We start from the raw sequence: 13,818 nt of genomic DNA, 5'->3' as shown, positions 1-13,818 counted from the left end.
CTGTCCGCATTGTCCCGATCGCTGGACGTAAGGTCGGCAGCAGCGCACACAGGCCGCCTGTGTCCACCTGAAAGACAATGAGGCCATGGGACGCGGGACACGAGGAACACTCCGGATCTACCTCGGTGCGGCACCGGGCGTCGGCAAGACGTACGCGATGCTCTCCGAGGCCCACCGCAGGGTGGAGCGCGGCACCGACTGCGTGGTCGCGTTCGTCGAGCACCACGGCAGGCCGCGCACCGAGGTCATGCTGCACGGCCTCGAAGAGGTGCCGCGCCGCGAGATCGCCTACCGGGGCACCACCTTCACCGAGATGGACGTGGACGCCGTCCTGGAGCGCGCCCCCGCCGTCGCCCTCGTCGACGAGCTCCCGCACACCAACGTCCCCGGCTCCCGGCACGCCAAGCGCTGGCAGGACGTGGAGCTGCTGCTCCAGGCGGGCATCGACGTCATATCCACGGTCAACATCCAGCACCTGGAGTCCCTCGGCGACGTCGTCGAGTCGATAACCGGGGTGCGCCAGCGCGAGACGGTGCCCGACGAGGTCGTGCGCCGCGCCGACCAGATCGAACTGGTCGACATGTCGCCGCAGGCGCTGCGCCGCCGCATGGCACACGGCAACATCTACCAGCCGGACAAGATCGACGCCTCGCTCTCGAACTACTTCCGCCCCGGAAACCTCACCGCCCTGCGCGAACTCGCCCTCCTGTGGGTCGCCGACCGGGTCGACGAGTACCTCCAGCAGTACCGCGGCGAGCACAACATCCGCTCCACCTGGCAGGCCCGCGAGCGCATCGCCGTCGGCCTCACCGGCGGCCCCGAGGGCCGCACCCTCATAAGACGCGCCTCCCGGATGGCCGCCAAGGGCTCCGGCAGCGAGATCCTCGCCGTGTACGTCGCCCGCAGCGACGGCCTGACCTCCGCCTCCCCCAAGGAGCTGGCCGTCCAGCGCACCCTGGTGGAGGACCTCGGCGGCACCTTCCACCACGTCATAGGGGACGACGTCCCCAGCTCCCTGCTGGAGTTCGCCCGCGGGGTCAACGCCACCCAGATCGTGCTCGGCTCCAGCCGCCGCAAGACCTGGCAGTACGTCTTCGGCCCCGGCGTGGGACAGACCGTCGCCCGCGACTCCGGGCCCGACCTCGACGTCCACATCGTCACCCACGACGAGGTCGCCAAGGGCCGCGGCCTGCCGGTCGCCCGCGGCGCCAGGCTCGGCGCCTCCCGCATCCTGGCGGGCTGGCTCGTCGGCGTCTTCGGCCCGGTCCTGCTGACCCTGCTGCTGCTCAGCATCAACAACGGCCCCGGCCTCGCCAACGACGTCCTGCTCTACCTCTTCCTGACGGTCCTCGCGGCCCTGCTCGGCGGCCTCTGGCCGGCCCTGGCCGCCGCCGCGGCGGGCTCCATGCTGCTGAACTTCTTCTTCACCCCGCCCACCCGCACGCTCACCGTCGACGACCCCAAGAACATCGTCGCCATCGTGATCTTCTTCGCGGTCGGCGTCTCCGTCGCCTCCGTCGTGGACCTGGCGGCCCGCCGCACCCACCAGGCGGCCCGGCTGCGCGCCGAGTCGGAGATCCTGTCCTTCCTCGCGGGCAGTGTGCTGCGCGGCGAGACCAGCCTCGACGCCCTGCTGGAGCGGGTCCGCGAGACCTTCGCCATGGAGTCCGTCGCCCTCCTGGAGCGCACCAGCGACGTCGACCCCTGGACGTGCGCCGGCAGCGTCGGCCCCCGGCCCGCCGAGCGCCCCGAGGACGCCGAGGTGGACATGCCCGTCGGCGACCACATGGCGCTCGCCCTGTCCGGCCGCGTACTGCCCGCCGAGGACCGCCGGGTGCTCGCCGCGTTCGCCGCCCAGGCCGCCGTCGTACTGGACCGCCAGCGCCTGGTCGGGCAGGCCGAGGAGGCCCGCAGACTGGCCGAGGGCAACAAGATCCGCACCTCCCTGCTGGCCGCCGTCAGCCACGACCTGCGCACCCCCCTCGCCTCCATCAAGGCGGCCGTCACCTCGCTGCGCTCCGACGACGTGTCCTGGTCCGAGGCGGACGAGGCCGAACTCCTGGAAGGGATCGAGGAGGGCGCCGACCGGCTCGACCACCTCGTCGGCAACCTCCTCGACATGTCCCGCCTGCAGACCGGCACCGTCACCCCGCTGATCCGCGAGACCGACCTCGACGAGGTCATCCCGATGGCACTCGTCGGCGTCCCCGACGACAGCGTGGACCTGGACATCCCGGAAACCCTGCCGATGGTCGCCGTCGACCGCGGCCTGCTGGAGCGGGCCGCCGCCAACCTCGTCGAGAACGCCGTCAAGTACAGCCCCGAACACCTCCCCGTGACCGTCTCCGCGAGCGCGCTCGGAGACCGCGTCGAGGTACGCATAACCGACCGCGGCCCCGGCGTCCCCGACGACAACAAGGAACGCATCTTCGAACCGTTCCAGCGCTACGGGGACGTCCCGCGCGGCGCCGGGGTCGGCCTCGGCCTCGCGGTCGCCCGCGGGTTCGTCGAGTCGATGGGCGGCACGCTCACCGCCGAGGACACCCCCGGCGGCGGCATGACCATGGTCGTCACCCTCAAGGTGGCACCGGGCCAGACCCCGGTGACCGCCGACTTCTCGGCCCAGGTGCTCTCATGAGCCCCCGGCCCCGCCCCACCGGCACAACGACAACACCGACAGCAGTGAGGAAGGTCCCCATGACCCGGGTGCTCGTGGTCGACGACGAGCCGCAGATCGTGCGCGCCCTCGTGATCAACCTGAAGGCGCGCAAGTACGAGGTGGACGCGGCGGCCGACGGCGCCTCCGCACTCCAGCTCGCCGCGGCCCGCCACCCCGACGTGGTGGTGCTCGACCTCGGCCTGCCCGACATGGACGGCGTCGACGTCATCAAGGGACTGCGCGGCTGGACCCGGGTCCCGATCCTGGTGCTGTCCGCCCGCCACACCTCCGACGAGAAGGTCGAGGCGCTCGACGCGGGTGCCGACGACTACGTCACCAAGCCGTTCGGCATGGACGAGCTCCTCGCCCGGCTGCGCGCCGCCGTCCGCCGGGCCGAACCCGTCGGCGGGGCAGAGGAGGGCGACGTACTCGTCGAGACCGAGGGCTTCGCCGTGGACCTCGCGGCCAAGAAGGTGCACCGGGAGGGCCGCGACGTCCGCCTCACCCCCACCGAGTGGCACCTGCTGGAGGTGCTGGTCCGCAACACCGGCCGGCTGGTCAGCCAGAAGCAGCTGCTCCAGGAGGTGTGGGGGCCCTCGTACGGCACCGAGACCAACTACCTTCGGGTCTACATGGCGCAGCTGCGGCGCAAGCTGGAGACGGACCCGGCCCACCCGAGGCACTTCATCACCGAACCCGGCATGGGCTACCGCTTCGAGCGCTGAGCGGGCGGCGCCGCAGGCCGCGGCGGCACGGGGCGGGCCGGAAGGCCACCGGCGGCGGAGCGGACGGGGCGGCCCCGGCCGGGCAACGGCCCCGTACCGTACCGAGGTCGTGACTACGGCGGGTGACCCCGCGGGGCCACTCCCCGGTACGCTTCCGGTATGAGTGCCGTACCTCGACCCGACAAGCCGACCGGGCGATTCCGCCGGATGCTCGACCGCCTGTCCAGCTCACAGGAGGACCTGCACTCCGCAGAGCTCCAGGAGGACACCCAGTCCGTCGGCTGCACCCCCATATCTGCCTGCGACGACCGGCAGATCGTCAAGGTGACCGGTACGTTGCGCACCGTCACCCTGCGGCCCCGCGCCGGAGTGCCGGCGCTGGAGGCCGAGCTGTTCGACGGCACGGCACCCCTGGACGTCGTCTGGCTTGGCCGCCGCTCCATCGTGGGCATCGAGCCGGGCCGCAAGCTCATCGCCACCGGCCGGATCTCCATGAGCCACGGCCGACGGGTGCTCTTCAACCCCAAATACGAACTCCGACCGCTCGGACAGGAGTAGCCGGTGACGTCTTACGACAAGCCGACCGCCACCCCCCACCAGGGCCCCCGGCAGGAGGGCGAGAGCGCCCCGCCGTACGTGGTCCCCGAAGGCGCGCCGCCGCAGGACGCCGCCGCCAAGGCAGTCACCGAGGCCGCGCTCTTCGACGCGTTCGGCGGCGTGCGCGGCATGGTGGAGACCGTGCTGCCGGGCCTGCTCTTCGTGACCATCTTCACGATCAACAAGAACCTCCAGGTCTCGGCGATCGCGGCCCTCGGGGTCTCGCTGCTGCTGGTCCTCGTCCGGCTGCTCCGCAAGGACACCATGAAGCACGCCTTCAGCGGCGTCTTCGGAGTGGCCTTCGGCGTGGTCTTCGCGATGATGACCGGCAACGCGAAGGACTTCATGCTGCCGGGGATGCTCTACACCCTCGGCCTCTCCCTCGCCTACCTGATCAGCGCGGCGGCCGGAGTGCCGCTGATCGGGCTGATCCTCGGCCCGGTCTTCAAGGAGAACCTCTCCTGGCGCACCCGCAACCCGGGCCGCAAGAAGGCGTACACGAAGGCGAGTTACGCCTGGGGCGTGATCCTCTTCACCAAGTGCGCGATCCTCTTCCCGCTGTACTGGTGGGCCGACACCACCAAGTTCGGCTGGGTGGTGGTCGCGCTGAAGATCCCGCCGTTCCTGCTCGCGGTCTGGCTGACCTGGGTCTTCCTCGCCAAGGCGCCCGCGCCCATCGACGTGTTCGCGGAGATGGAGGCCGAGGAGAAGGCAGAGAAGGAGCGCAAGGCAGCCGCGGCGGCCCCGCGCCACGAGGCCTGAGCACGGCCCTCCCGGGCACCTGGCCCCAGGCCGGGCACGGGACGGCCACCCAGCCCTCGGCAGCACACGCGACGGCCACCTGACCCCCGGCCGCACACGCGTCGGCCACCCGGTCCTCGGCCGCACACGGGAGGGGCCCCGCACCGAATCGGTGCGGGGCCCCTCCCGTGCTGCGTACCGTCCCGGCTCAGCTCTTCGGCACGTCCTCGCGGCGCACCGACAGCAGGTCCTCCAGCTGCTCCTCGCGCGCCTGCGCCGCCACGAACAGCAGCTCGTCGCCCGGCTCCAGGGTCTCCTCCGGGGTCGGCGTCAGCACCCGCGTACCGCGGATGATGGTGACCAGCGAGGTGTCCACCGGCCACTCCACCTCCGAGATCTGCGTGCCCGCGAGCGCCGACTCCGGCGGCAGGGTCAGCTCGACCAGGTTGGCGTCGCCGTGGCTGAAGCGCATCAGCCGTACGAGATCGCCGACGCTCACCGCCTCCTCGACCAGCGCCGACATCAGCCGCGGCGTGGACACCGCGACATCGACGCCCCAGGACTCGTTGAACAGCCACTCGTTCTTCGGGTTGTTCACCCGGGCGACCACCCTCGGCACCCCGTACTCGGTCTTGGCGAGCAGCGAGACGACCAGGTTGACCTTGTCGTCACCGGTCGCGGCGATCACCACGTTGCAGCGCTGGAGCGCCGCCTCGTCCAGCGAGGTGATCTCGCAGGCGTCCGCCAGCAGCCACTCCGCCGTCGGCACCCGCTCCACCGAGATGGCGGTCGGCGCCTTGTCGATCAGGAGCACCTCGTGCCCGTTCTCCAGGAGCTCGCCCGCGATGGAACGCCCCACCGCACCGGCACCGGCAATCGCGACCCTCATCAGTGACCTTCCTCGGGACCCAGCGAACAGGCCGCCTCGACCTTCGCGATCTCGTGCGTGTGCATCATCACGTGCACGAGGTCGCCCTCCTGCAGCACCGTCTGGGAGGACGGCAGGACCGCCTCGCCCAGCCGGGTGAGAAATGCGACACGCACGCCCGTCTCCTCCTGCAACTTACTGATCTTGTGGCCGATCCAGGACGGCGCGATGTGCACCTCGGCGAGCTGCACACCCCCGCTCGGGTCCCGCCACAGCGGCTCCGCGCCCGAGGGCAGCAGCCGGCGCAGCATCTGGTCGGCGGTCCAGCGCACCGTGGCGACCGTCGGGATGCCCAGGCGCTGGTACACCTCGGCCCGGCGCGGGTCGTAGATACGGGCGGCCACGTGCTCGATGCCGAACATCTCGCGGGCCACCCGGGCCGCGATGATGTTGGAGTTGTCCCCGCTGCTGACGGCGGCGAACGCCCCGGCCTCCTCGATGCCCGCCTCGCGGAGGGTGTCCTGGTCGAAACCGACCCCGGTGACCCTGCGGCCGCCGAACCCGGATCCCAGTCGGCGGAAGGCCGTGGGGTCCTGGTCGATCACCGCGACCGTGTGCCCCTGCTGCTCCAGAGTCTGCGCGAGAGCGGCTCCCACTCGCCCGCAGCCCATGATGACGACGTGCACGTCCGTCCTTCCGGCCGTTAAGAGTCCATCAATAGTTTTCGTTGACTTTTCGTCGGACTCCCAAGAGTCGCAGACAGCCGACAAAGCTACACACGCGCGGTGGCCCGCGGGGAGCCCCGGTCAGAGACGTCCTCGCCCGCCCCGCCGCCCCCTCGGCCGACCGCCGGGAGATTCCGTGACGGCCTGGGGTGGTGGATGGGCCACGCCCGTTCGACCGCTTACGATCCTCAGCGTGTCCAAACTGACCGACGTGCCCAAACGGATCCTGATCGGCCGGGCCCTGCGCAGCGACAAGCTGGGAGAAACGCTCCTCCCCAAGCGCATCGCACTTCCCGTCTTCGCCTCCGACCCGCTCTCCTCCGTCGCGTACGCGCCCGGAGAGGTACTCCTCGTACTGTCCATCGCGGGCGTCTCGGCGTACCACTTCAGCCCGTGGATCGCGGTCGCGGTCGTCGTCCTGATGTTCACGGTCGTCGCGTCCTACCGGCAGAACGTGCACGCCTACCCGAGCGGCGGCGGCGACTACGAGGTCGCCAACACCAACCTCGGCCCGAAGGCCGGACTGACCGTCGCCAGCGCCCTGCTGGTCGACTACGTCCTGACCGTCGCCGTGTCGATCTCCTCCGGCATCGAGAACCTCGGCTCCGCCGTCCCCTTCGTCGTCGAGCACAAGCTGCTCTGCGCGGTCGGCGTGATCGTGCTGCTGACGCTGCTCAACCTGCGCGGCATGAAGGAGTCCGGGAAGCTCTTCGCGATCCCCACGTACGTCTTCGTGGTCGGCGTGTTCATCATGCTCGCCTGGGGCGCCTTCCGGTCACTGACCGGCGACACCATGACCGCCCCCACCTCGGACCTGGAGATCAAGCCCGAGCACCCCGGCCTGGCCGGTTTCGCCCTGGTCTTCCTGCTGCTGCGCGCGTTCTCCTCCGGCTGTGCCGCCCTCACCGGCGTCGAGGCGATCTCCAACGGGGTCCCCGCCTTCCGCAAGCCGAAGTCGAAGAACGCCGCCACGACGCTCGCCATGATGGGCACCCTGGCCGTCGTCATGTTCTGCGGCATCATCGCGCTCGCCATGAGCACCGGCGTCAAGATGGCCGAGAAGCCGGCCGTCGACCTGATCCGCGACGGCGTCCCGGTCGGCGACGGCTACGTACAGAACCCGGTGATCTCCCAGGTCGCCGCCGCCGTCTTCGGCGAGGGCACCTTCTTCTTCGTGCTGATCGCCGCCGCGACCGCCCTGGTCCTCTTCCTGGCCGCCAACACGGCGTACAACGGCTTCCCGCTCCTCGGCTCGATCCTCGCCCAGGACCGCTACCTGCCCCGCCAGCTGCACACCCGCGGCGACCGGCTCGCCTTCTCCAACGGCATCGTGCTCCTCGCGGGCGCCGCCGTCCTGCTCGTGGTGATCTACGGCGCGGACTCGACCAAGCTCATCCAGCTCTACATCGTCGGCGTCTTCGTCTCCTTCACCCTGAGCCAGATCGGCATGGTCCGGCACTGGAACCGCCACCTGAAGACCACCAAGGACCAGGCCAAGCGCCGCCGCATGATCCGCTCGCGGGCCATCAACACCTTCGGTGCCTTCTTCACCGGGCTCGTCCTGGTCGTCGTCCTGGCCACCAAGTTCACCCACGGCGCGTGGGTCGCCCTGCTCGGCATGGTGATCTTCTACGGCACGATGACCGCGATCCGGAAGCACTACGACCGGGTCGCCGACGAGATCTCCGCCGCCGAAGGCCCCTCCGACGACAGCCTGCGCCCCTCCCGGGTGCACTCCATCGTCCTGGTCTCCAAGGTCCACAAGCCGACGCTGCGCGCCCTCGCGTACGCCAAGCTGATGCGCTCCGACCGCCTCGAAGCCCTCTCCATCAGCGTCGACCCGGCCGAGACGAAGGCCCTGCGCGACGAGTGGGAACGCCGCGGCATCAACGTCCCCCTCAAGATCCTCGACTCCCCGTACCGCGAGATCACCCGCCCGATCATCGAGTACGTGAAGGGCCTGCGCCGGGAGAGCCCGCGCGACGTCGTCTCCGTCTACATCCCCGAGTACGTCGTGGGCCACTGGTACGAGCACCTGCTGCACAACCAGTCCGCCCTGCGCCTCAAGGGCCGCCTCCTGTTCACCCCGGGCGTGATGGTCACCTCCGTCCCGTACCAGCTCGAATCCTCCGAAGCGGCCAAGAAGCGCGCCAAGCGCCGCGCGGACTGGAACGCGCCGGGAGCGGTACGCCGGGGACCGGTGGACCGGCGCCCCAAGGAGACCTCGAAGAGCTGACCCTCCGGGGCCGGGCGGATCCGGGGGAGCGGGCACACGGGCCGGCCCCGTCGACACCGCCCACCGGCCCCACCGGTCAGGCTTGCCTTGGTCGAGCGGCCGGGCGACACCCACGTAGACTGGTGGGCTGTTGTCCGGCCGTTTCGCGCACCGGCCCGTACCGTCCCGCGCACCGGCCCCGTCCCACCCCTTTGAACCCTGGAGCACCCACCATGCAGTCCCCGTCCAAGGCGTCAGAGGGAACCGAGAACGCACGCGTCTCGCTGGTCGGCACGGAGTACGAGGTCGAGGTCGGCCCGGTCGCGCACGGCGGCCACTGCATCGCCCGTACCGCCGAGGGCCAGGTCCTCTTCGTACGCCACACGCTCCCCGGCGAGAAGGTGGTCGCCCGCGTCACCGACGGCGAGGAGGGCGCCCGCTTCCTGCGCGCGGACGCCGTGACGATCCTCTCCGCCTCCAAGGACCGCGTCGAAGCCCCCTGCCCCTTCTCCGGCCCCGGCAAGTGCGGCGGCTGCGACTGGCAGCACGCCAAGCCCGGCGCCCAGCGGCGCCTCAAGGGCGACGTCGTCGCCGAACAGCTCCTCCGCCTCGCCGGCCTCACCCCCGAGGACGCCGGCTGGGACGGCACGGTCATGCCCGCCGAGGGCGACAAGCTGCCCGCCGGCCAGGTCCCGCAGTGGCGCACCCGCGTCCAGTACGCCATCGACGCCGAGGGCACCGTCGGCCTCCGCAAGCACCGCTCCCACGACGTGCAGCCGGTCGACCACTGCCTGATCGCCGCCCCCGGCGTCTCGGAACTGGGCATCGAGAAGCGCACCTGGCCCGGCATGGCCTCCGTCGAGGCCATCGCGGCCACCGGCTCGAACGACCGCCAGGTCATCCTCACCCCGACCCCCGGCGGCCGTCTCCCCCTCGTCGAACTCGACAAGCCGGTCTCCGTCCTGCGCGTCCACGAGAAGGACGGCAGCGTCCACAAGGTCCACGGCCGCGCCTTCGTCCGCGAGCGCGCCGACGGCCGCACCTACCGCGTCGGCATGGGCGGCTTCTGGCAGGTCCACCCCCAGGCCGCCGACACCCTGATGCGCGCGGTCATGCAGGGCCTGATGCCCCGCAAGGGCGAAACCGCCCTCGACCTCTACTGCGGCGTCGGCCTCTTCGCCGGCTCGATCGCCGAACGCGTCGGAGACCAGGGCGCGGTCCTCGGCATCGAATCCGGCAAGCGCGCCGTCGAGGACGCCCGCCACAACCTCGCCCCGATGCCCAACGTCCGCATCGAACAGGGCAAGGTCGAATCCGTCCTCCCGCGCACGGGCATCACCGAAACCGACCTGATCGTCCTCGACCCTCCCCGCGCGGGCGCCGGAAAGCAGACGGTCAAGCACCTGTCCACCCTGGGAGCGAGGAGGATCGCCTACGTCGCCTGCGACCCGGCGGCCCTGGCCCGCGACCTGGCGTACTTCGCGGAGGGCGGGTACAAGGTGCGGACGCTGCGGGTGTTCGATCTGTTTCCGATGACGCATCATGTGGAGTGTGTGGCGATTCTTGAGCCCGTCGCGAAGGGCGCCTGAACTGCGGTTTTGCCCGTGCGTATTATGTGCGGTGTGGGCGTTACGGGCTATATCTTGACGCTGAAATCACGCTCCTGACACTCGTTCTGACGTGGTGTCAGGAGCGTGGCGTTGCTGGCCAGGCGGCCGCTGGCTACGTGTGTGGCACCCTCCACAGGAGGGCTTCCGCGATAGGCGGCAGTCTCCGCGTCGCTTGGACAACTGGGCAGCACGCGGGCTTCCCAGGCCGCCTGCTCAGCGCTCAGGACGTCCAGTGCCGGTATGTCTCTACCCAGGCCCACCCCTCGGGGGCGGGTTCGGGCGGCGGCAAGTCGAGAATGCCGATCGCCTGGAGGTGTGGCCCGCGTCGGCACAGAGCGATGATGCCGCAACCTGGCCGATCCTGGACGGCGATCACCGTCACCGTGACACCGAGTACGGTCGTGTCGAACGGCAGGGTGAGGCGGTCCTCGATGACCGCACGGAAGGCGGCGAGCTGTTCGGGTTCGTCGTAGGCGTCGACGAGCGCCTCCTCGACCATGGCGTCGAGTTCCGCGGCGGTGGGTCTCATCGTGCGCGCAGGAGTTCGGCGAGGCGCGTGCCGACCGGGGTGATGCCGGGCAGAGGCTCGTGGTCGTAGTGGCTTTTCTTGCGGCGGCGCAGAAGTTCCTCGCCGTCCTGCTCCCAGGTGAACGACTGCTTGCGCAGGAGCGCGCGGAATACGGTGTCGGCGTTCTCGGGGTGCCGCTGGACGAGGCGGCGGATGACCCTGGGGGAGACGGAGTCGTCGTTCAGGTACTCCCTGAGCTGTGTCAGGGATGCGCGGTCACGGACCAGGGCCGGATCGGTGAACAGTGCGTCGAGGCGGCCGAAGTCGGCGTAGTAGCAGAACCCTTCGATCTCGTCGCAGACCAGGCCGATGGTGTCCGCGTCGAGGAGATCCTCGGGCAGGGCGCTCAGCTCGTCGAGGGAAGGGCCGTCGCGCCGGACCTTCGCGGCTGCTGTGTCGTCGAGGTCGGCGAGGATCTTTTCCTGCCGGTGACGGTGGTACTCCCGCAGTCGGTCCTGTGCCTCGCCGGGGGTGAGGATCAGCAGGTCGGTGCCGAACAGGTCGATGAAGTCGGCGCGCGCCTCGGCCTGCATCTCCCAGCCCTTGCGCAGCAGTTCGGGGTTGCGGCGCAGCAGTTGCGGATGGGCCGTGAGGGTCTGGACGGCGGCCTGCGCCAACTCCGCGCCGTAGCCGCGCGGGTAGGTGGAGAGGTTGCCGGTGATCAGCCAGGCGTCGGTGTCGGGGTGGAGAGGCACGATGCGGGCGGCGGCGAACATCCCCGTGCGGAGTTTCCTCAGGGCACGCCACCCCATGTTGGAGTGGACCCGGTAGACGAGGTCGTCGACCAGGTTGTGCAGGGTCGCGGCGCTGCGGTCGACGTGCTTCACCTCGAAGACCCCCTCGACCACGTCACGCCAGCCGAGCAGCATCGCCCGCTCCTCCTCGGACAACGGCGGCCGGCGTTGCGCCACGAACCGCTCAACCACCGTGGAGCCGTCCGCCAGTCGGTACTGCAGGGCGAAGTGGTCGATCGTCTCGACGACGGTCGCCTCGTCGAGGTGGCCGAGCCGGTCCGCGGCCTCGTCGAGCCGGGCTTCCAGGCGCCTGGCGTAGCGCGGCCCCTGCGCGAACGCCACCAGCTCGCCCTTGAGGTCTCCGCTCCGTACCACCAGTCTGTCGATCTGGGCGGGAGCCATGGGGGAGAAGTTCTGTTCCACTATTTCCTGTTCCACTACTTCATCCTGCCTGTACGTCCGGATCCTGCGGGGCGGGGGCCAGCGGAAGGCGGGTACGTGCACGTCGACTGCGGCTACGACGGGAACGAGCCACGGCTTCTCCAGGCCGCGCTCGGTGAGCAGCACAGGGGGCCACGGCCTTTCGGCATCGCGACGAGTCTGGCAGAGCGGGACCGGACGCGGGCCAGATGTCCGAGGAAAGACCCCACAGCGCGAACGGAGCGGGGGAGGGCTGACAGCGTTCGCCGCAAGAGCACTCCGAGCCATCCGCTGGGCCTTGGTCGGCGAGGTGACGTACGCATTCCCGGCAGCGTGCTTTGCGGTTCGCCCGGACCGTCGGGCCGAGGCCGCCACCCCGGGCGTTGCCTCAGGTCCGGCTCTCCAGGAGAAGGCATCAACTACCCTGGCACCGTCTGTGCGGCCGTGTCCACCCCCGCAGGACCGAGGCCCGTGACCCGTCCCCCGAAGGTGCCTGGAGGAAGCCGTCACCGCCGAACTCCCCGACTGGCTGATCCCGCCCAGGCCGAGCGGCTGGGAGTCGGACGACCTCGACAACCTCCCCCAAGCGCCGCTGCACACCGAACTCATCGACGGAGCGTTGATCTTCAGGTTGTTGCCGCAGAGGTCCTGGCACTCCCGGCTCGTGGAGAAACTCCACCTTCGCTCTGCGACAGGCGGCCCCTTGGGGTTTGAGGCCGCGCGGGAGATGACCGTCCGACTCGACAAGAAGAGCCGTCCCGAACCTGACGTCCTGGTCACCACCGCCACGTACGACCCGGATCGCACCTGGTTCGCGCCCGAGGACGAGAGAGGATCCCCCACCGTCCACACGGACGAACTCGACACCATGACCAGTTCTTACGTTCCCACCGGCATCCACCGAGGCCGGTTGAAGGTCTCCGTCCCCTTCCCGCTCTACATCGATCTCGACGCGCTCGTGCCTTGACCTCGGGCCGTTGGCAGCGGGTTCGCGCCGACCGTGACGCTCGTTTGACGCTCCGGCTGCTCCGGCTGCTCCGGCTGCTCCGGAAACCTGCGGACGAGTCGATAGAACCCGCCTGACCTGCAAGTATTCGCGACTCTGCCTGCGCCGACGTGATTTCGATGACGCATCACGTGGAGTGCGCAACGCCCTTTGAGTCCGCCGACAAGGGTGCCTGACCTGCGGGTTTGACGCCATCGCCGGTGCCGGGGCCGGGCATCGGCTACCGTCCATGGCTGTGAACCGTACCGAGCGTTTGTACGCATTAGTCGAGGAGTTGCGTGCGGTCTCGCCCCGGCCGCGCAGTGCCCGGTGGCTGGCCGGGCGGTTCGGGGTGAGTACGCGGACCATCGAGCGGGACCTCAGCGCGTTGCAGCAGTCCGGGGTGCCGTTGTACGCCGAGCCGGGGCGCAGTGGTGGGTACGTGGTGGACAAGGACCACACGCTGCCGCCGCTGACCGTCACTCCCGCGGAGGCGGCGGCACTGGCTGTGGGGTTGCACGGGCTGGCCGGGACGCCGTTCGCGGAGGACGCCCGTACGGCGTTGTACAAGGTGTTCGCCGTCATGCCGCAGCGCGAGCGGCAGGCGGCGCGCGAGTTCGCCGCGCGGGTGTGGCTCGCCGCCGGCCCCGTACCGGCGACCGCCCTTCCGCACACCCTCTGCGAGGCTCTCGCGGCCCGTCGGCTGGTGGAGTTGCGGTACGCCGAGGAGGAGGGGGAGGTCACGGTGCGCACGGTGGAGCCGCTCGGGTTCCTCGGCGGTGACCACTGGTACTTCGTCGGCTGGTGCCGACGAGACTCCGCCGTACGGGGCTTCCTGCTCGACCGGATCAGCGAGGCGCGAGCGCTGGAGGAGACGGCCGAGTCGCGTTCGGTCGGGCTTTCCGAACTGCGTGCCTGGGGGCGTGATCCAGTCCCGCTCGACACGCTCTACAGCTTCGCTTGAGCCGCCG

At 70.3% G+C, this 13,818-nt stretch carries 12 protein-coding genes; 8 read left to right on the top strand and 4 right to left on the bottom strand.

Annotated features, from left to right (window positions below; genetic code table 11):
* The first annotated feature begins 85 nt into the window (after positions 1-85).
* The 4 genes from ACFYVL_RS17950 (at position 86) to ACFYVL_RS17935 (ending at position 4,743) form a co-directional block, all read left to right on the top strand.
* Complete coding sequence (locus ACFYVL_RS17950; RefSeq protein ID WP_389245731.1) at positions 86-2,638, top strand: ATP-binding protein; 2,553 nt, start codon at positions 86-88, stop codon at positions 2,636-2,638.
* A gap of 59 nt (positions 2,639-2,697) precedes the next feature.
* Positions 2,698-3,384, top strand: a complete 687-nt coding sequence (locus tag ACFYVL_RS17945; protein ID WP_389245729.1) for a response regulator — start codon at positions 2,698-2,700, stop codon at positions 3,382-3,384.
* Between the two features lie 159 nt (positions 3,385-3,543).
* On the top strand, positions 3,544-3,942 hold the full coding sequence (locus ACFYVL_RS17940; RefSeq protein ID WP_389245727.1) for an OB-fold nucleic acid binding domain-containing protein: 399 nt from the start codon (positions 3,544-3,546) through the stop codon (positions 3,940-3,942).
* 3 nt (positions 3,943-3,945) lie between these two features.
* Entirely contained in the window at positions 3,946-4,743 is a 798-nt protein-coding gene (locus ACFYVL_RS17935; protein ID WP_389245725.1) for a DUF3159 domain-containing protein, read from the top strand.
* Positions 4,744-4,930: 187 nt separating this feature from the next.
* On the opposite strand, the gene ACFYVL_RS17930 is transcribed toward ACFYVL_RS17935, so the two are convergent.
* Entirely contained in the window at positions 4,931-5,611 is a 681-nt protein-coding gene (locus ACFYVL_RS17930; protein WP_389245723.1) for a potassium channel family protein, read from the bottom strand.
* Positions 5,611-6,276, bottom strand: a complete 666-nt coding sequence (locus ACFYVL_RS17925) for a potassium channel family protein (RefSeq protein WP_389245721.1) — start codon at positions 6,274-6,276, stop codon at positions 5,611-5,613. The genes ACFYVL_RS17930 and ACFYVL_RS17925 overlap by 1 nt, the downstream gene beginning before the upstream one ends.
* A gap of 232 nt (positions 6,277-6,508) precedes the next feature.
* Between ACFYVL_RS17925 and ACFYVL_RS17920 the strand changes: the two genes are divergently transcribed.
* Together ACFYVL_RS17920 and ACFYVL_RS17915 are read left to right on the top strand one after the other, a co-directional pair.
* Positions 6,509-8,551 carry an APC family permease gene (locus ACFYVL_RS17920; protein WP_389245720.1) on the top strand — a complete coding sequence of 681 codons (2,043 nt, stop codon included), beginning with the start codon at positions 6,509-6,511 and terminating at the stop codon, positions 8,549-8,551.
* Between the two features lie 212 nt (positions 8,552-8,763).
* Positions 8,764-10,119: a class I SAM-dependent RNA methyltransferase gene (locus ACFYVL_RS17915; RefSeq protein ID WP_389245718.1), complete on the top strand. Its 1,356-nt coding sequence runs from the start codon at positions 8,764-8,766 to the stop codon at positions 10,117-10,119.
* A 241-nt stretch (positions 10,120-10,360) separates the two neighbouring features.
* On the opposite strand, the gene ACFYVL_RS17910 is transcribed toward ACFYVL_RS17915, so the two are convergent.
* A complete protein-coding gene (locus ACFYVL_RS17910; RefSeq protein WP_389245716.1) occupies positions 10,361-10,669 on the bottom strand; it encodes a hypothetical protein in 309 nt (102 codons plus the stop codon).
* Positions 10,666-11,880, bottom strand: coding sequence for a hypothetical protein (locus tag ACFYVL_RS17905; protein ID WP_389245714.1), 1,215 nt, complete (start codon positions 11,878-11,880; stop codon positions 10,666-10,668). Before ACFYVL_RS17905 ends, ACFYVL_RS17910 begins: the two co-directional genes overlap by 4 nt.
* Before the next feature lie 475 nt (positions 11,881-12,355).
* Here ACFYVL_RS17905 and ACFYVL_RS17900 point away from each other — a divergent pair, with 475 nt between their 5' ends.
* Positions 12,356-12,829, top strand: coding sequence for a Uma2 family endonuclease (locus ACFYVL_RS17900; RefSeq protein ID WP_389245947.1), 474 nt, complete (start codon positions 12,356-12,358; stop codon positions 12,827-12,829).
* 268 nt (positions 12,830-13,097) lie between these two features.
* Positions 13,098-13,811 carry a helix-turn-helix transcriptional regulator gene (locus ACFYVL_RS17895; protein WP_389245712.1) on the top strand — a complete coding sequence of 238 codons (714 nt, stop codon included), beginning with the start codon at positions 13,098-13,100 and terminating at the stop codon, positions 13,809-13,811.
* Positions 13,812-13,818: the final 7 nt, after the last annotated feature.

Source organism: Streptomyces sp. NPDC004111 (assembly GCF_042874215.1).
Classification (GTDB): Bacteria; Actinomycetota; Actinomycetes; order Streptomycetales; family Streptomycetaceae; genus Streptomyces.
The sequence above is the reverse complement of the archived record's forward strand: the minus strand, read 5'-3'. Positions and strand labels throughout refer to the sequence as shown.

Coding starts and splice junctions, on each gene's coding strand:
- ACFYVL_RS17910 (WP_389245716.1), bottom strand. CDS start 10,669: ATGAGACCCACCGCCGCGGAACTCGACGCCATGGTCGAGGAGGCGCTC.
- ACFYVL_RS17915 (WP_389245718.1), top strand. CDS start 8,764: ATGCAGTCCCCGTCCAAGGCGTCAGAGGGAACCGAGAACGCACGCGTC.
- ACFYVL_RS17950 (WP_389245731.1), top strand. CDS start 86: ATGGGACGCGGGACACGAGGAACACTCCGGATCTACCTCGGTGCGGCA.
- ACFYVL_RS17930 (WP_389245723.1), bottom strand. CDS start 5,611: ATGAGGGTCGCGATTGCCGGTGCCGGTGCGGTGGGGCGTTCCATCGCG.
- ACFYVL_RS17895 (WP_389245712.1), top strand. CDS start 13,098: ATGGCTGTGAACCGTACCGAGCGTTTGTACGCATTAGTCGAGGAGTTG.
- ACFYVL_RS17940 (WP_389245727.1), top strand. CDS start 3,544: ATGAGTGCCGTACCTCGACCCGACAAGCCGACCGGGCGATTCCGCCGG.
- ACFYVL_RS17945 (WP_389245729.1), top strand. CDS start 2,698: ATGACCCGGGTGCTCGTGGTCGACGACGAGCCGCAGATCGTGCGCGCC.